The organism is Vibrio kanaloae (genome assembly GCF_024347535.1).
Classification (GTDB): domain Bacteria; phylum Pseudomonadota; class Gammaproteobacteria; order Enterobacterales; family Vibrionaceae; genus Vibrio; species Vibrio kanaloae.
In genome coordinates this window covers 419,722-436,927 of record NZ_AP025498.1, presented here as the reverse complement: position 1 = coordinate 436,927, position 17,206 = coordinate 419,722, and the positions used below count along the sequence as shown (strand labels likewise).

17 protein-coding genes are annotated in these 17,206 nt (G+C 44.4%); 6 read left to right on the top strand and 11 right to left on the bottom strand.

What is annotated here, in order from left to right; all coding sequences use genetic code 11:
* Position 1 precedes the first annotated feature (1 nt).
* From OCV24_RS16245 to OCV24_RS16225, 5 genes are all read right to left on the bottom strand, one after another.
* Complete coding sequence (locus tag OCV24_RS16245; protein ID WP_017057736.1) at positions 2-631, bottom strand: bifunctional 4-hydroxy-2-oxoglutarate aldolase/2-dehydro-3-deoxy-phosphogluconate aldolase; 630 nt, start codon at positions 629-631, stop codon at positions 2-4.
* 14 nt (positions 632-645) lie between these two features.
* A complete protein-coding gene (locus tag OCV24_RS16240) occupies positions 646-1,614 on the bottom strand; it encodes a sugar kinase (protein WP_150877566.1) in 969 nt (322 codons plus the stop codon).
* A 92-nt stretch (positions 1,615-1,706) separates the two neighbouring features.
* On the bottom strand, positions 1,707-3,221 hold the full coding sequence (locus tag OCV24_RS16235) for a sodium:solute symporter family protein (RefSeq protein ID WP_136997443.1): 1,515 nt from the start codon (positions 3,219-3,221) through the stop codon (positions 1,707-1,709).
* A gap of 207 nt (positions 3,222-3,428) precedes the next feature.
* Positions 3,429-3,821 (bottom strand): RidA family protein, encoded by a 393-nt coding sequence (locus OCV24_RS16230; RefSeq protein WP_017065166.1) that lies wholly within the window; start codon positions 3,819-3,821, stop codon positions 3,429-3,431.
* A 104-nt stretch (positions 3,822-3,925) separates the two neighbouring features.
* Positions 3,926-5,359, bottom strand: a complete 1,434-nt coding sequence (locus OCV24_RS16225; protein WP_150877568.1) for an N-acyl-D-amino-acid deacylase family protein — start codon at positions 5,357-5,359, stop codon at positions 3,926-3,928.
* Positions 5,360-5,535: 176 nt separating this feature from the next.
* On the opposite strand from OCV24_RS16225, the gene OCV24_RS16220 reads away from it, so the two are divergent.
* Positions 5,536-6,810, top strand: coding sequence for an amino acid deaminase (locus tag OCV24_RS16220; RefSeq protein WP_146443288.1), 1,275 nt, complete (start codon positions 5,536-5,538; stop codon positions 6,808-6,810).
* Between the two features lie 89 nt (positions 6,811-6,899).
* Positions 6,900-7,763, top strand: a complete 864-nt coding sequence (locus OCV24_RS16215) for a MurR/RpiR family transcriptional regulator (RefSeq protein WP_146443290.1) — start codon at positions 6,900-6,902, stop codon at positions 7,761-7,763.
* Positions 7,764-7,885: 122 nt separating this feature from the next.
* On the opposite strand, the gene OCV24_RS16210 is transcribed toward OCV24_RS16215, so the two are convergent.
* The 5 genes from OCV24_RS16210 to OCV24_RS16190 all read right to left on the bottom strand — a co-directional run bounded on the left by OCV24_RS16210 (position 7,886) and on the right by OCV24_RS16190 (position 12,161).
* On the bottom strand, positions 7,886-8,428 hold the full coding sequence (locus OCV24_RS16210) for an AAA family ATPase (protein WP_137008004.1): 543 nt from the start codon (positions 8,426-8,428) through the stop codon (positions 7,886-7,888).
* Positions 8,429-8,732: 304 nt separating this feature from the next.
* Positions 8,733-9,776 carry a DUF2955 domain-containing protein gene (locus tag OCV24_RS16205; protein WP_046222940.1) on the bottom strand — a complete coding sequence of 348 codons (1,044 nt, stop codon included), beginning with the start codon at positions 9,774-9,776 and terminating at the stop codon, positions 8,733-8,735.
* A 12-nt stretch (positions 9,777-9,788) separates the two neighbouring features.
* Positions 9,789-10,847: an HlyD family secretion protein gene (locus tag OCV24_RS16200; protein WP_077681195.1), complete on the bottom strand. Its 1,059-nt coding sequence runs from the start codon at positions 10,845-10,847 to the stop codon at positions 9,789-9,791.
* Positions 10,848-10,864: 17 nt separating this feature from the next.
* Positions 10,865-11,338 (bottom strand): transcriptional regulator SlyA, encoded by a 474-nt coding sequence (gene slyA / locus OCV24_RS16195; protein WP_060469163.1) that lies wholly within the window; start codon positions 11,336-11,338, stop codon positions 10,865-10,867.
* Positions 11,339-11,621: 283 nt separating this feature from the next.
* Complete coding sequence (locus tag OCV24_RS16190; protein ID WP_136980079.1) at positions 11,622-12,161, bottom strand: hydrolase; 540 nt, start codon at positions 12,159-12,161, stop codon at positions 11,622-11,624.
* 215 nt (positions 12,162-12,376) lie between these two features.
* Between OCV24_RS16190 and OCV24_RS16185 the strand changes: the two genes are divergently transcribed.
* The 4 genes from OCV24_RS16185 to OCV24_RS16170 all read left to right on the top strand — a co-directional run bounded on the left by OCV24_RS16185 (position 12,377) and on the right by OCV24_RS16170 (position 15,880).
* Complete coding sequence (locus OCV24_RS16185) at positions 12,377-12,946, top strand: porin family protein (RefSeq protein ID WP_150877570.1); 570 nt, start codon at positions 12,377-12,379, stop codon at positions 12,944-12,946.
* A gap of 579 nt (positions 12,947-13,525) precedes the next feature.
* The gene (locus OCV24_RS16180; protein ID WP_150877572.1) at positions 13,526-14,461 is read left to right on the top strand and encodes a zinc transporter ZntB; all 936 of its coding nucleotides are present in this window, start codon (positions 13,526-13,528) and stop codon (positions 14,459-14,461) included.
* The gene (locus tag OCV24_RS16175) at positions 14,461-15,036 is read left to right on the top strand and encodes a mechanosensitive ion channel family protein (RefSeq protein ID WP_017057722.1); all 576 of its coding nucleotides are present in this window, start codon (positions 14,461-14,463) and stop codon (positions 15,034-15,036) included. Before OCV24_RS16180 ends, OCV24_RS16175 begins: the two co-directional genes overlap by 1 nt.
* Positions 15,037-15,250: 214 nt before the next feature.
* Positions 15,251-15,880 (top strand): esterase/lipase family protein, encoded by a 630-nt coding sequence (locus OCV24_RS16170; protein WP_102506685.1) that lies wholly within the window; start codon positions 15,251-15,253, stop codon positions 15,878-15,880.
* An 88-nt stretch (positions 15,881-15,968) separates the two neighbouring features.
* Here OCV24_RS16170 and OCV24_RS16165 read toward each other — a convergent pair whose 3' ends face one another.
* Entirely contained in the window at positions 15,969-16,943 is a 975-nt protein-coding gene (locus tag OCV24_RS16165) for an arginine deiminase-related protein (RefSeq protein ID WP_029627169.1), read from the bottom strand.
* Between the last annotated feature and the right edge of the window lie 263 nt (positions 16,944-17,206).

Here is a 17,206-nt window from a genome sequence, read left to right as displayed (position 1 = left end):
GTTAGTTCACAAGAGCGACCGCTTCTCGAACTAACTCCGCGATCTCGTCCCACTGTTCGTTCTCGATCATCTTTGGCGACACCATCCAAGTACCACCACAGCACACCACGCGTTCCACGGCTAGGTAGTCATTGACGTTGTGTTTGCCGATACCGCCTGTTGGCATTAGTGACACATCAACGTATGGCGCTAGCAGAGACTTCACCATGTTGATGCCGCCAGACGCTTCCGCTGGGAAGAACTTCAAGAAGTTAAGACCAAGCTCTAGCGCTTGCTCTACTTGGCTTGGGTTGTTTACGCCCGGAACGATTGGCATGCCGATTTCTTGGCAACGTTTTACGGTGTTTGGGTTCAGGCCCGGAGCTACGATGAATTCGCTGCCCGACTCTTTCGCTAGGTCAATCTGCGCTGGCGTCAATACTGTGCCAGCACCGATACACATCTCTGGATACGCATCGCGCATCGCACGAATCGCGTCCGCTGCCGCTTCAGTGCGGAATGTCACTTCAGCAACGGGCAAGCCATTTTCTACTAGAACTTTTGCCAGTGGAATCGCGTGTTCAACCTTGTTGATTTGGATTACAGGAATAACTTTGAATTGCTTAAGTGTGTTGATCATTTCTTGAGACATAATAATTCCGCTTTTTATTTTTTAATCAGTTGGCTCATAGCGCTCACGGGGATGATCGCGCCAGAGTATTGGATAACAGTGGAAGCCAGTTGGTGGCCAAGTTCAGCGGCGTCGGTGGCGCTCTCGCCAGTAAGGCGCGCCGCCAAATAACCCGCGGCAAATGAATCGCCCGCCGCGCAGGTATCAACCACATTAGAAACACGAGTCGCTGACACATAACTCTCAACGACATTGCCTTGTTCAACTTGAACAATTTTGCATGGCTCGCAGCCACGTTTGATGACGCTCTCTTGGCAACCCAAGCGAAGGCAGCGTTGTTGAACGCTTTCTGAGTTGCCCCACACAAGCAGGTCGTCGTCTTCGGTAATCAGTGCGATGTCTACCAATGGCAGTAACTTAGCGTACCAGTGTTGAGCTTGCTCGGTGCTCCAAAGCTGTGGGCGATAGTTGTTATCGAAAATCAACTTACCGCCTTGGTTTGAGAACACGCTAATGACTTTGAATAAACGCTCACGAGAGGCATCATCCAAGATCGCGATACTAATACCGCTGATGTAAATCGCATCGACTTGTTTCTCTGTCAGGGCGATTTCAAGCTTGTTTAGGTTGTCGGCTTGCTTATTTAAATTATCGATTTGAAAGTAAGATTTTACTGCCGCGTCGTTGCGCCAGTAGTGGAAATGTCGCTCACCCGTTTCGTCGGTTTCTACAATGTACAAGCCGGGCAACTTGTTTGGGATACGTTCAACGAAATTGGTTTGAATACCCTCTAACTGCCAGCTATCAATCATATTTTGAGACAGTTCATCGCTACCTAAACCCGTCGCGTAATGAACGGACAAGTTTTGATGTTGGGTTAAACGAGAAAGGTAAAGCGCGGTATTGAGCGTGTCGCCGCCAAATTTTTTGGTTAATGGAGAGCCGCTGATTTCGACCATACATTCGCCGAAGAAAGCAATATTGAACAGAGAAGATGCCGACATAGCCGTTCCTAAAAATAGAGATAATTGACTTTAGAAAAGGCCCTACCGTTAAGCAGGGCCTGAATTAAGCAAACCAGTTGTGGAGACTAGGTTTAGCTTGTTTGATTTGCAGGGCGTTGAGGTGCCGCTTCTTCTTCAAGTACGCCAGTCTCAGACATTTCCATCTCCATCAGAGCACGCTCGTCATCAAGAATCGCTTTCGCCATTTCTGGTGTTACTTGGTTAGCCGGAGTACATAGACTCACAGCCACACCTGCTGCTAGAGCAAACAGACATGAAGGAATCACAGGATTACCCCAGAAAGCCGTATAATCAGCGTTTAGCATCACTACGAATGAAGCCACAGAAGCACCCGCTAGCGTAGCAAGCGCACCTTGCCAGTTGTAGCGTTTCCAGAATTTACCCAACATACCGCACACAAACATGCCCGACATTACGGTTGAAATCATCTTAGTGATGTAACCAATGATGTCGTTAGACGTAAGCGCGAACAGCAGTGCAAAACCAATCACCACAATCAGTGCCAAGCGAGAGTAGTTCACCATTGATTCTTTGTTTGGCACGCGGCCTGTGAACATCACGTAAACGTCACGCAGTAGGATAGACACGCCAGCAATCGCATCTGAGCTTGCGCTCGACATGGTTGCAGATAGGCCCGCGATAAGAACAATCATACCTACGCCAACTGGAAGAACCGTTGCTGCTACGTAAGGGAACGAGTAGTTCGGGTTATCCAATGATGGGTCGATGGCGTGAGCAGCCATACCAATGATTGCAGGGATAATTGAGAAGAAAAGATACAACACACCCGATGCCACAAATGAGCGACGGATAGTTGAAACATCTTTACCAGAGTAGATGCGTTGGCGGAATGAAGGCGTCGCCAGTACACCAACACCGATAACCACAGACAAAGAAACAGCAGGCAGAATGCCCAGTTTATCGATTGCTAAAAAGCTCGTAGCAGCAGGGTCCATCGCAGCGTAAAGGTTATCCATGCCACCGATGTGATCCACAGACATAACCGCCATCAAGATGAAGCCAGCAAAAAGGATGATAGCTTGGATCGTATCGGTCCATACAACCGCAGTGTAACCACCGATAACAACGTAGATAGTGAATGCCGCCGCAATAATGATTTTCGCAAGGTTCAGGTCGATGTCAGCAATCCACGCTAGGTACATGCCGCCACCTAGAATGTGCGCACCTAACCAACCGATTGACGCGATAAAGATAAGCAGACCAACTACGTTTTTCACGATTCGGTTAGCACCTACGTAGTAAGCTAGCTCTTCACTCATGGTCATGAAGTTCAATTTACGAACCGGAGCAAACCAAAGTGCAAGCAATAGGATACCCACAGCACCGCCAATTCCGTACAGAGCACCAGCCCAACCATTCGCGTAACCGAAGCCAACCGCGCCCATACTTGAACCCGTGCCGACCATCGTCGCGACGGTTGTACCCAGTACTAAGAATAATGGCAGGCCACGGCCGCCTAATAAGAAATCTTCGCCAGATTTTTGATTACGCGAGACAAACCAGCCTAACCAAATTAAAAATAATACGTACACGCCGAAGCCTGTAAGAAAAAGTGTGCTGTTCATTTGACACCTCTCAGTGAAATATTAAGTTCATTCCTGAACTTTATTTATGATTCATTCATTTTATATTTCATATAATTACTTTATTGGTTTAGTATATTTTTTAATTAAAGTAATTTTTATAAATGTAGGGTGAGAGTATTAAAGGATAATAACAGGGATGCTTACCCCCTAATACTCTCTAAGTAGGTTATTGTGATTAGGTTATAACTAAACGCGATCAGCGCGGTAGCAAGTCACATCTACTTCAACTTTCACGTCTACCACTAAGTCACAGACCATGCAGATACGTGCCGGTGGGTTAGCACCGAAGAACTCTTTGAATACCTTATTAAAAGATTGGAAGTAACGAGAATCCGTTAGCACAACCTTTACGTGCATTACGTCTTCAAGGCCGTAGCCCGCTTCAGTCATGATATCGACACAGTTTTGGATCGCTAGGCGAGACTGGTCAACAATGCCACCCTCAACCACTTCACCATCTGTCATCGGTGTCTGGCCAGAAACGTACAGGAAACCACCCGCTTCAGTTGCGCGTGCAAATGGTAAATGTTGTCCGCCTGTACCTGTACCGCCTTCAACACCGTAACGTTTAATAGTCATTTTTTAACTCCACTTCTTTATAGATAATATTGGCTCTGTTCCAATATATTTAAATTAATTCGTCGTTTTTATATTTACCGTAAATTTAATTTGATAATTAAAATCTAGTTTCGGTAAATAAAAACGCCTGAACGATTATTTTTCACTTTTCCTTGCTGGTAAGCTAACTCACCATTTACAAATACGCTTTCTATTCCCTCAGCAACTGAAATAGGATTTTCAAATGTTGCTGTGTCTTTAATATTCTTTGGATCAAATAAAACTAAATCGGCAAAGGCACCGCAGCGAACTTCGCCTCGGCCCGCTAAGTTGTAACGCTGAGCCGACATTCCGGTCATTTTGTGAATCGCTTCTGGCAACGAGAACAGTTTTTCATCTCTGCAGTAGTGACCCAATACTTTCGGGAAGGTGCCCCACAGTCTTGGGTGTGGATGCGGGTCATTTGGTAAACCATCAGAACCGACCATGGTCAGCTTGTATTTCAATACGCGCTTTACGTCGTTCTCATCCATACAGTGATAAACCGCACCTGCTGGTTGAAGTGCTTTCGCCGCATCCATCAGAGGTAGATTCATTTGATCAGCAATCTGCTTAAGCGTTTTTCCTGCATGTTCTGGCTTTGCTTCAGACCAAGTGATGAAGATGTCGAAATCATCCGTCACCTGTTTCAAATCCAGTGTTGAAGAGCTCGCTGAATATGGGTAGCAGTCACAAGACACATCTTGGTGCTCAGAAACCTTGTCCATCAAATCAAGTACTTCAACGGTTCTGCCCCAGTTGCCCGCACCTGCACATTTAAGGTGAGAGATGACAACTGGCACTTTCGCGTATTGTCCTGTCTCAAACGCCTCTTCCATCGCGCTTAAGATCTCTTCAAATTCGGTACGCATATGCGTGGTATAGATGCCGCCGTGGCTAGACAGTACCTTTGCTAACTGCATCACTTCGTTGGCATTCGCTTGTTTCGCACTTGCGTAAGCCAGACCTGAACTCAAACCTAATGCACCTTGCGCCATCGCCAAATCAAGGTTGCTTTGCATCGCTGCGATTTCGTCTTCGCTTGCGGTGCGTTGCAGGTCGTCCATCACTTGGTTACGCAGTGTGGTGTGGCCAACTAACGCTGCTACGTTTACTGCGGGTTGAGCTTGCTCTACCGCTTGTGCATACGCCGCAAAAGTTGGGTATTTAAAATCAGCCTGCGCGCCTAACAGATTCATTGGGTCAGGTGGATCACCAGCCAAAACCGTTGGCGATGCGCTGATGCCACAGTTGCCAACAATCACGGTTGTCACACCTTGGCTGATCTTAGGTAGGCAGTCTGGGTAACGAATTACGTTGGTATCATCATGTGTATGTACATCGATAAATCCAGGAGCCAATGCTAAGCCTGCTCCCTCGACCAACTGACCACAATCTTCGTGATCGATTTGACCAATTTCGGCGATTTTTCCATCAAGGATTGCTACATCGGCACAAAACGATTGTTCGCCGGTGCCATCAAACACCTCTACATTTTTGATTATCGTATCGAACAACATTTTTCACTCTCTCAATCCACTGTGTTGATGGAACTATATTAAGAATCCAGCCGATTATTTTCAGTGACAAAACACACATAATATTTTAATTTGTGTGATAGTTTCTACCACAAAGCGGATTGTGGATATATTTAAACATTAAATAACAACAACTTAAATCATGTTAGGAATCAGCAATGAAACATAACTCGGAACAAAAAGATGTTATAAAGTATCAAAACGATAGTTTTGTCTTGACTGAAAAAGGCCAAAAAGGGAGAGCAATATCACAATCTGAGAACGGTATTTATCGACTGGTTGATGAAGATGTTTCACTTCCGGTTGCAGTTATCAAACAATCGGCATTAACCAATAACCTGAATTGGATGCAATCATTCGCTGATCATCATCAGGTTAAATTGTCGCCACATGGCAAAACATCCATGACCCCTGCTTTTTTCCGTCAACAGCTAGAAAATGGCGCTTGGGGTATTACAGTAGCGACGCCTGCACAGGCAGAAATTGCCGCTATGGCTGGCGCGAAGAAAATCATCATGGCCAACCAATTGGTGGGTAAAACCAACATGGCGATCGTTGAACAGCTGATCAGTGAATTTGATGTCGACTTTTACTGTTGTGTGGATTCATCAGTAAACGTGCAGCAACTTAGCCAATATTTCGCTAATACAAAGCAGACGCTAAAAGTACTGATCGAATTTGGTGTACCGGGCGGTCGTTGTGGTTGTCGTTCACCACAAGAAGTTTTAGAACTGGCTCAAACCATCCAAGACACACCAGCCCTTTCGCTGGCAGGTATTGAGGTGTATGAAGGTGTGATTCACGGTGACAACGCAGAACAAGACATTCGCATCTTCTTGAAACAGGCGCTGACTTCGGTCGAAAGCCTCGCATCAGATGGCCTAATTGTAGGGCAACCTATCATCACGGGTGCGGGCTCTGCTTGGTATGACGTGGTTGCAGAATGTTTAGCGAACCTAACCGATTACTTGGCGATCATCCGCCCGGGCTGTTACGCGATTCACGATACCGGTATCTACCTAGATGCTCAAAGTAAGGTGCTGCAACGTGCGCAAGTAAACCAAGGTTACGCGTGTGAACTGGGTGGGGATTTAGAATCAGCACTTGAGGTGTGGGCGTATGTTATCTCTAGTCCGGAGCCTACCAAATTAGTGGTTGGGCTAGGCAAGCGTGATGTGGCGTTCGATGCAGGCTTACCAATTGCTGAGCGCGGCTATCGCAATGGCGAAGCTATCTCTGTGAAAGGGCTGACTGCTACCGCCGTGATGGATCAACATACCTTTGTTGAAACGGACGGTTCTTCCGAGATTGAAGTGGGCGACATGATTGCATTCTCAACGTCACACCCGTGTTTGACTTTCGATAAGTGGCGTTACATTGCTATCAGCGATGACGACCATCAGGTAACAAACTGGGTAGAGACCTGCTTCTAGCTCGATTTTTCAATAAACTAGAATCAGCGAAGCATTCAGATATACTAACGGGGCTAAGGCTTAGCCCCATCAACAAAGGATCAGGATTCTTGAGTTTAGAAGTAGATATCATTTCACAGATAACCGAGCGTTTTCCCGCTCTTCGTGATGCAGAGAAAAAAGTCGCTAAGCTGATCATGGACGACATTGATTTTGCCGCTAAAGCCAGCATTACAGAACTCGCAGAAAACGCGCAAGTCAGTGAAGCTACTATTACTCGTTTTGCTAAGGCGATTGGCTGTAACAACGTACGTGATATGAAGATCAAGCTAGCTCAAACCCTAACGGTTGGCCAGCGCTTTATTCTCGAGCCGGTAAACCAAACTGGCTATCAAGGTATCTACGAATCGATCAAGCAGAGCCTAGACATCAACCGCACTTTGTTCAAAGAGCAAGACGTTGAAACCGCAGTCAGTTGGCTGCATAACGCCAGACAGATCATTGCTATCGGCATGGGTGGTGGCTCGACCATCGCTTCTCAAGAGCTGCAACATCGACTGTTTCGTTTGGGCTATCCCGTGGTGTCGTACAACGATGGTTTGATGTCACGCATGGTTGCTGCGACAGCAGATGCCAATGATGTGATGGTGATGATCTCAGCGACCGGTTTTACACCCGTGATCACTGAAACCGCAGAGCTGGCTAAGCAATACGGGCTTAAGATCATCGCAATTACCCCACAAGATACACCGCTGGCAAAGATTGCCGATATCTTGCTACCCATCAAGCATATGGAAACTGATTTCATCTACAAACCGTCGGCTTCTCGCTACGCCATGTTGGCGTTAGTGGATGTGCTTTCAATGGGCATGGCAGTCAATCACAAGAACCGCTCGCGCGATAAACTGCGCCGCTTGAAGGTTGCTTTAGACTCCTACCGAGGTGGTGGCGACCGACAGCCTCTCGGTGACTAAACGTTACCGAAGCCAATCTTGTCGCAGCTAAATCAAAATTGAATCTGAATAGAAAAGCCCCGCAGTATTCACTCGTTCGAGTCGATATTGTGGGGCTTTTTTCATTGTTGTTTTGCCGCAACTCACTCGCCTGAGTTGATTGAAGTTAAGATAAACTCGACTCGCTCCTCAACAGATAATTTAGGCACTTCCACCAGCTGATAACCAAACTGGGTATAGGCTGCCACCATCTTTTCGTAAGTGGCGATCGCTTCATCGAAATCTTGCTTGCGCTCTTGGTCATTGATGAAAATCGAATCCCAAGGCGGGAAGATAAATACCTTGCTGTTGTATGCGAGCTCATTACAGCTATTCAGCAAGGATTGAGGAAAAGACAACGTTTCTAACAAGCTGTAACCGTATGAATCCACGATGCTTCTATCAAAGAAGACAAGCTGTTCACTCGATTCGAACGTTTGATAATTGGCTAACTCTTCTCGCACCATCTCGTCACGAAAGGCCACTTTATCTAACCATGGCAAGGCGCTACCTTGTTGCTCAACTTGGTGTTGAATCACTTTACGGCCGACTTCTGGTGCGCAGCGATAGCCGTGACTTTTCAACGCATCGATCACCGAGGTTTTACCTGATCCCGGGCCACCGGTAAATACGATTAGATTATTCAAATAAACCTCTTTAAAGGAGTGATACTCCTCAATGATACTTAGATATGTTTACATAAATCAGTGATGAGCACTTCTGCATCGATGACCTTTGATAGCTCAGCTCTGTCACGATTATTGAATGAGTGCTTGTATCGACTGATATATGCCGCTTTCACCAGACGCTACACTTCCATTTGTATCGTTTGTTTACTTTCCCGCCATAAAACTTAAGACCAGTCGCACGAATGGTTAGGTCACGTGTCAGTGAGGAAGGTTAAATTACGCCCCGACAGAGGGTAGGCAGAGTATGAGATATTGAGATAAATTAAGCGGTTTCATGGCTAAATCGAGTCGCAGGAAAGCAGTTCAACAAGCGATGAATACAATAAGTAATCAATAACGTCACGACAATAGCAAACAAGATACTACTGATACGATACAAGGCACTATAGATAAGGTCACCGCCAGGCGTGAGGTACTGGCCGAATAAAATGCCGATGGTTGTCAGCCCACCAAACCCTGTTCCTGAACCACTCGACTCCTTCACATGCATGTAGCCAAAAATCATTGCCCCTATCCACAAAAGTGGAACCACAAATAACAGTAAATCTGACCAGTCATACAAAAGAATTTGACTAGCTAAGCCAAAAGTCACACCAAACAATGTCCCCATCGCACGCTTGCGAGCATAACCCAATGCCCCATTCCAGTTCATTGGAAAAAGCAGCAATATCGTCGTGACCTGTGCTGACATTGAATCCTGCAGATCAAAAACTTGGAACACAATAAACGAAAGCGTAGCGATACTGGCGCCCATTAAGGCTTCGTGGCGCATGCGGTGGCTTTTCTTCGCTTCGGTTGGCCTCGGCGGTGGCTGACGGGATTCCACATCTGGAATTACAAACATCATTAAATAAGCAATGATGACGGACAGCACGCAGGCAAGTAAGTTGGTAAAAATAAGGTTGTTTAAATCGATGCTTGGGTAACTGGCAAAGTGCAGCATAATGCTCAAACTGATGATGCTGTTTGCACCAAACAAAAATAAGCTGCCTTTTGACATGCAGGCAAACTTTATCAGAAATAGTACAAAAGCCACCATGGTCATCATGCCGGGATGACTGATTAATAACCCACCAATAATACCAACTTCCAGCCCACAAACGATGGCAGATGCAAACAATTGACGCGCAGCGTGTGCGCTCATCACAGGTACCATACCCAATAGCAACATTGGTGTAACGGTAAAAAATACGCCGTTATCCCAACCAAACAGTTTGCTGATGGTAAAACCTAAAGTAGCACCAGTGGCAATACGTAGGCATTGTCGAAAATCATTTCCAGATAACGGGTGATCCCATAATTTCATGCCACCTCCTGATCAGTAAACGTAGTGTAAAACACTGAGGAAACGAATCTGTACTTTCGCAAGCCATGCGAATACCGCATTGTTAGGGATCAATTGAACCGTAGCTCGGGCTCCAGATGGAAGTTGCTTAACGAGTTCATTGTCGATGTCTAAATGCACACGCATTCGTTGTGCATCCCGCACCCAGCGATTAGAGTCTGTTGGTGTTGCAAGACTACCGTCGGCTGCAAATTGACCCGCACTGACCCCCGCATCCAGAGTACTCACTTGTGCGTTAAAGACATGTCCAGGTTTGCTGTCGAACGCGATCAAGGCGTGACTATCGATTGAAAAGTGACGCAGACTTTTTTCGCGAAAATCTGCGATAACATCAACGTTATCTGAAACTAGCGCAATCAATGGGCTACCCGCACTGGCATAGGTACCGGCTTTCAACTGTAAGTTCGTTATCACACCATCGTGATCTGAAATCACTTGTGTATAAGAAAGATTGAGCTTGGCTTTTTCTAATTGATTTTGAGCTACACGAATACTGACATTACTATCGTCGATTTCACCACGACTCACTTGTAACTCTTTCAAACGCGCCTTCGCAGCAGCAACATTCGCTTTAGCCGCCACGGCGGAGCTATGAGCGTCATCGCGTAACTTTTGAGAAGTACCATGGCGTGAGAAAAGCGCATTTAATCGTTCTGCTTCACGGTTTTTTTGGTTTGCAAGAATACCACTGGCTTTTAGATCCGCTTCGGCAGCAGCAATGGATGCGTCAAGCTGCTCATTATTTTGGATAACTTGTTTAAGGTTTAATTGAGCTTGTTCAACCGCAAGCTGATAAAACGCTGGGTTAATTTCAAATAGGAGATCTCCTTGATGGATAGCTTGGTTGTTTTTCACATATACGTGGGTGATTTGTCCACTGACTTGAGGTGCAACTTTAGTTACGACACGGGTTGCCATTGCTTGAGGCGTTAATGGCATGGTGAGATCAGCAACAAGAAAATATGCAAAAACAAGAACAAATCCGAAACAGGAAAATTTAATCCAGCGCGCGAATTTTTCGTCGGGGGTCATAGATAGTAACTTCTCTTTTATTGTGTGGTTTCTGACTTTTCGCTAAGAGCATCAAGGGCGTTATGGGTAATTTGTTCAAGAATGAAAGAGAGCTTTTTCATCTCGTCATCATCGATACTATTGAGCAACTGGCGACGAACTTGAATAATGCGAGCTTCCATTTTCTTGATTAACGACTTACCGTCATCGGTAAGACCCACAATTCGAGCACGTTTGTCACTAGCACAGCAGTGTCGAGTGATGAGCGATTGCTGTTCTAATTGATTCAACGTTCTCATTAATGATGGCAATTCAATCTCGAGCGCTTCCGAGAGCTTTTTCTGGCTCACGTTGTCACCGAGGCGTTGCAGTTTCCATAGCGCCGTCCAACGTGGGTGCGTAAGACCAAGCGGTGCGAGTTCACGGTCAGCGACCATTTTCCATAGACGAGAAACGCGAGCAAGTTGCTCGGCCAGAGAAAGATCTTTAAGACTGTGGGTGTCTTGAACCATGATGAAAACCTCAATTACTTAGCGTGCTAACCACTTTACTTTACTTAGCGCGCTAAGTAAATAAGTGAGAGGTAAATCACATAATATTTTTATTAATAGATCGGTAATAAGGAGACGGGGAGCGCACTCGCTTGTTGTTCCGCTGGCACTGATAACTTGACACCCAACTTCTGACACACATCAGCCATTAAGTTTTTAAATACCCAATCACCGATGTGTTGTCTAACTTGCTCCTCTGATAAACATGATTAGATTATTCAAATCAGCGGCTTTAAGAGAATGATTAACGAATCAAGGATAGGACTTGCTTGAACTCAGAGGCGCGGCAGTCTTTCACGAGCTCGTATAAGCTCATTTCCAATCCTGTGATTAGAACACCAGAGCCAGCCAATCTTCGGATAGCCAACTTCTTATTAAGCGCGGTTCGTGAACTAACACAGTCACCAACTACCTGAACCTTGTACCCAAGATCCAGCAAACCAATGGCAGTTTGATAAACACAGATATGAGCCTCTATGCCACACACCAACCACGTATCCACATCCTTGGCTTGCACTGCCTCAACAAACTTGGGCTCGTTACACGCGTTGAACGTAAATTTTGGTATCGGCTTAGCTTCGCCCAACAAGTCATTCAACTCGCTAACGGTAGCCCCCAACTTCTCTGGGTTCTGCTCCAAGCTCACAATAGGAAGACCTAAAACCTGTGCTCCTTCAATCAGCTTTCCACAATTAGAAATCAGGGTATCGCTCTCATCAACAAGGCGCGCGAGTTTGCCTTGCACATCCACAACCACCAAACCCGTCTTCTGTCTCGTTAACATCTTTTTCTCCTTGTCATAATCTGGCTGACTCATATAAGCAACTCGATGTGTAATCCACCCACTATGTAACGATTCAACTTACAAAGCCATACAGTAATGAGCAAAAGACTCAGGGATAATATTCAACAACGGCCGAGTAGCCAAAAACAACAAGTATTAAAAATTGACAGTGACCGACAATCACATTGAAAAACATGACAGAGTGAGTAACAAAGATGAACAAGATAACGAAATCAGCATTAGCACTAGGGTTAATCAGCGCGGTTTCTCTTCCAGCTTTAGCAGCAGGTACTGACAGTGGTGCGTACATTGGTGGCGGACTTAGTCTCTACCAAGATTCTGATACAGATGGTCAAGGTAGTTTAGATTCAAACGGCATGGGCTACAACCTATACGGCGGTTACCAATTCAACCGTATCGTTGGTGTTGAACTTGGCTACAACGATTACGCAAACTACAAAAAGGGGGCGGCTAAATTGTCACCGACATCTATCTCTGCATCCGCAAACATCGGTTACACATTCGACAACACAATCCGCCCATTCGTATTGGCTGGTTTAAGTTCTGTTGACCTAAACGCAAACAAGAGTGCTGGTTACGATGACGACAGTGGTACTGGCTTCCACTTTGGTGTTGGTGTTGAATACACGCCGATTGAACATTTAACACTGCGCCTAATTTCGCAAGCAGATGCAGTTAGTGTTGAGAACGACTACGGCTTTAAGAAAGAAGACAAAACACTTGCCTTCAACAGCATTAGCTTCGGTGGTTCATACAACTTCTAATGTGATTGAGTCACATAGAATAAGCTAAACATACTCATTCACTTTGCTGTTCCACCTTGTCATGAAGGTCACTCAGTAAAGTGAATTTGTACCGTTCTCACCCCTATAGTCAATTTCATCATTCAAACCTCTCAACCTATCGCATAACCAGCCATCTCTAATAAACTAACTTCAACACTCTGAAACTCTAACGCTCTGAAGTGACACAGCTCCAATTAGAGCTTTCGCCATAACAGACTAGACTGAATGTTAGAGAGTGTGTATTTAGCCTGACTGAATATCTCGTGTCGTCAAGCTTGTGCTTGTCGTTATGTTAGTGATGGTAAAAAGCGACTTACTGTCATCGATTTATCTCCTGCGTACAAATAAAATACCTCGGTCTTTTCTCTTTTATCCATCGCTAACGCTGTACTCTAATGCTAATTTATAATGACTAAACAATGAGCTACATTTGTTCGAGAAAACAAAGAGAGTTCATACTACTCACAAAAACAAACTAACCTCATTAAACCGTGCTCAGTATGGCGCCTTAAATGGCACCGTCATTTCGATATACCTCATATCATTAAGGATCGACGAATGGACGCTTTCATAATTTCAAGCTGGCAATTTTCAGAGGGGGTGGCACATGAACACAACACCACCCCAGAACCATTCGAACAAGCGACTTGGTATCACTGCCAAAGAGATGCTGAAGGGTTACGAGAATGGCTTCAAAATAATACAGTTTCGAACGCTATTGTGGATTCTCTGCTCGCAGATGACACTCGTCCTCGATTTGAACAGTTTGGCCATGATTGTTTTCTAATTATCCTACGAGGCATTAACCTAAACGAAGGTGCTAATCCCGATGATATGCTGAGCCTACGCATCTTATGGTACAAAGGCACCTTAATATCAACGCGCAAAGTCCCTTCGAAAGCAGTCAGCAATTTACTCTCCGACCTTAAACAAAACCAAGGCCCAACATCACTGCCAGATGTTTTGCTTGGAATGATACGTGGAATAAACCACTACATTTCGAACTTCTTAACGCCTGTAGAACAACTGATTGACGATCTGGAGTCTGACTCCCATATCGATATAAAATCCATCAACGCTCTGCATTCAAGGCTACTCAAATTAAGACGTTATTTGAAACCACAGAAATACGTCTTCGAAGATTTAATGAATGAACTACCGACTCCTCTCAACAAACACAACAGTCATATAAAAAACAGTCTCGACACCATGCTGAGAATTAATGAATCGATTGAATTTTACATCGATCAGATTAATGTATTTTTTGCTACCCGAAGTCAGCATCAAGCTGAAAAAATGAATAGAAATACATACCTATTTTCGATCATTGCAGGTATTTTCCTACCAGCTGGTTTCTTCACCGGTTTACTCGGTGTCAATATTGCCGGTATTCCAGGAACAGAGAACCCAGTGGCATTCCCACTGTTTTGTGTTGGGCTAATCATGATCGTGGCGATAGAAGTCGTTATTTTGAGAAAATTGAGGTTTATTTAATGGTTGAGTATTTACAATCAAATATGTGGTTTAAACAAGCAGGTTTAGGCTTGCTTCTTATCGTTTTGTATTGGGTGATAAAACGCTTAGGTCAGAATTGGATCGAAGCACTAGCAAAAAATAAGCGTGTCGCATTGAAGCGTAAACAGTCCGTGCTTAAATGTTTCAATATCACTCTGTTTCTACTCTTCACCGCTATTTTTACTATTATCCTAAACTTAGGTTTTGGCGACATCTCCCTGTTTTTATCCTCCATATTTGCGGTGCTCGGTGTCGCGTTGTTTGCACAGTGGTCAATTTTAAGTAACCTCACAGCCAGCGTACTGATATTCTTTGTGTTCCCGTATCGTATTGGTGACAAAGTAAAAGTCGCAGAGAAAGACGAAGACATCAGCGGCGTGATCATCGATATCACCATGTTCCACGTGATTCTCCGACACAGTTCGGGCAACATCATCACTTACCCTAATAACCTGATCCTACAAAAAGGCGTGATCAAGGTTTTAGTCGAACCGGAACTTAAAGATGAAACTATCCACACTACTCTTGTGAAAACTGAAGACACACAAAAGTAAAGTTCCCTCTTGTGGAGCATCATCAATAGGCTCAGAAAGAGGGCTAAAATAGTTATCCCTCTTTCAATTAAAAATCATTCACTTTCTGCTAGCTATACCATTCAAAAGAACTCACGCTTTATGACCGTCAATTGTCTCTCATTCACAATAAGTTTTATTGAGTTTAAATTGGTGACTCAATATACTGGAATGCATCATCAGACGGAGGACAAAAATGAATAATAAAAACAAACATATAGTTTTAATTCATGGTCTGTATATGCCTGCGTTGATCATGCAGTATCTGGATAAGAGTTTTAAAAAGCGTGGCTTTATAACGCACAAGTTTGCCTACAACTCTTTACGTTTTCCTTCTGCCGCTAAGCGCCTCAATCGCTTTGTAAACGCTCGTTTTGATGAACACGATGAAGTTTACTTTTTTGGTCACTCACTTGGTGGGTTACTCATTCGCCACTACTTTAAATTCTATCAACCCAAGTTCTCTGACACCTGCATCATCACTGCGGGCACCCCGCACAATGGAGCAACCATCGCTAAGACACTGTCGAATCATGGGCTTGGATTTATCTTTGGTTCGAGTGAAATAATCTTAAGTGATGGTTTGGGTGATTACGATATCGAAGTACCGATTGGTGTTATCACTGGCACCTACGATACCGGAGTCGGACGTATTGTATTAGGCAGAAACCCAGGTGACGGTACGGTCACACTTGAAGACGCGAACCTAAGAGGCGCTACCGACACCTGTGCCCTCAAGCTCAATCACACTGCACTTGTGTATTCCAAGGAAGTGGTCACGCTATCTGCTCAGTTTATCGAGCACAGAGCTTTCACGAGCACCTAATGAACACTTGTCTTCAAGGCTAAAGACAAAAATACCACTCTACGAATAGAATGGTATTAACCGGTTATTATCAAAGACCGATGGCGTGTTACAAGCGATTAATTCGCGTTGGTAAGAACACCTCACCCAACATACAACGAACTGAACCACCACCGATGTCTTCGATGGTTTTTACGTTAAATGGCAACAGCTTTCCATGCGTTGCAAGCTGAGTTAATTGCGCTGGAGAAAAAGCATCATATGCCGATTGAGACATTGCGATTACCTTATCGCCATTCACTGTCTCCAACTGCAGGATGTTGCCACAGAACCGATTCATCTGATCTATGGAAATAGAGATAACCTGTTTATCTTTAGCAAGTGACTTCACAACAAAGCGACGCTCAAATTCAGGAATCACTTCATCGCAAATCACGCAGAAATTATCACCAATCGCCATCATCACATTAGTGTGATAAATCGGCTGACCAGACGGTAGTGCCGTTTGAAATGAGACCACGCGAGAGTAACCAATACGCTTAGCGTAATCTTCTAACACTTCACGGTCGCAACGCTGAGAAAGCGCAGCGTAGATCGTCTTATTAATATGATCGATAACCATAACGCCAGTACTCTCTAGATAAGAGCCCTGTGCAACATAAGACTCTAGCGACTCATTATGATTAACAATACGACCTGAGGCTTCTAGCGCTTCAATTAAGGCGTGTGGCTTTACTTCATGCTGACGGTTTTCACACGCCATAGGGAAAGTGAACAAACTACCATCGCCACAAGTGCTAAACCAATTATTAGGAAAAACAGCATCAGGTGTTTCTACTCCTAACTCGGGGTAATCAAACTCTACAACTTGCACACCTTCTTTACGCAACGAGGCCACCATCTCCTTAAACTCAGCCATCGTCTCTAGCTTAATCTCAGATTCGGTCAAGTTAACTCTGTGCTGGAACTCATTATCACGTGCAGTTTCTTCGTTAAATCGAAATTCTTTTGGCGGAACCATAACAACGCAATTGGCGTTTTGAACATTAGTAATACGCAGTGATTTCTTGTGTAGGTTTAACATATCAACCATCCCTATCTTTTATTTACTCAGAAGTGTAAACAACTTGTTACAACAAGATTCACTGAAAATAATAATGATTTGAATATTTATCCCACACAATAACTGCATAAGTTTAATTATTCCGTTATTTTTACTGCGATATAACATCACATCAGAAAGAACCAACTGCGTGCATATCAATTAAGGAACTTGTTGAATAAATATTCTGACTTCACTTTCTAGCTAACCACGAGTTTTGATTACAATTTAATCCATTTAACGTT

Bases quoted from the DNA above. Each gene is read 5' to 3' on its own strand.
- OCV24_RS16245 (WP_017057736.1), bottom strand. From the start codon at position 631: ATGTCTCAAGAAATGATCAACACACTTAAGCAATTCAAAGTTATTCCT.
- OCV24_RS16240 (WP_150877566.1), bottom strand. From the start codon at position 1,614: ATGTCGGCATCTTCTCTGTTCAATATTGCTTTCTTCGGCGAATGTATG.
- OCV24_RS16235 (WP_136997443.1), bottom strand. From the start codon at position 3,221: ATGAACAGCACACTTTTTCTTACAGGCTTCGGCGTGTACGTATTATTT.
- OCV24_RS16230 (WP_017065166.1), bottom strand. From the start codon at position 3,821: ATGACTATTAAACGTTACGGTGTTGAAGGCGGTACAGGTACAGGCGGA.
- OCV24_RS16225 (WP_150877568.1), bottom strand. From the start codon at position 5,359: ATGTTGTTCGATACGATAATCAAAAATGTAGAGGTGTTTGATGGCACC.
- OCV24_RS16220 (WP_146443288.1), top strand. From the start codon at position 5,536: ATGAAACATAACTCGGAACAAAAAGATGTTATAAAGTATCAAAACGAT.
- OCV24_RS16205 (WP_046222940.1), bottom strand. From the start codon at position 9,776: ATGAAATTATGGGATCACCCGTTATCTGGAAATGATTTTCGACAATGC.
- OCV24_RS16200 (WP_077681195.1), bottom strand. From the start codon at position 10,847: ATGACCCCCGACGAAAAATTCGCGCGCTGGATTAAATTTTCCTGTTTC.
- slyA (WP_060469163.1), bottom strand. From the start codon at position 11,338: ATGGTTCAAGACACCCACAGTCTTAAAGATCTTTCTCTGGCCGAGCAA.
- OCV24_RS16190 (WP_136980079.1), bottom strand. From the start codon at position 12,161: ATGTTAACGAGACAGAAGACGGGTTTGGTGGTTGTGGATGTGCAAGGC.
- OCV24_RS16185 (WP_150877570.1), top strand. From the start codon at position 12,377: ATGAACAAGATAACGAAATCAGCATTAGCACTAGGGTTAATCAGCGCG.
- OCV24_RS16180 (WP_150877572.1), top strand. From the start codon at position 13,526: ATGGACGCTTTCATAATTTCAAGCTGGCAATTTTCAGAGGGGGTGGCA.
- OCV24_RS16175 (WP_017057722.1), top strand. From the start codon at position 14,461: ATGGTTGAGTATTTACAATCAAATATGTGGTTTAAACAAGCAGGTTTA.
- OCV24_RS16170 (WP_102506685.1), top strand. From the start codon at position 15,251: ATGAATAATAAAAACAAACATATAGTTTTAATTCATGGTCTGTATATG.
- OCV24_RS16165 (WP_029627169.1), bottom strand. From the start codon at position 16,943: ATGTTAAACCTACACAAGAAATCACTGCGTATTACTAATGTTCAAAAC.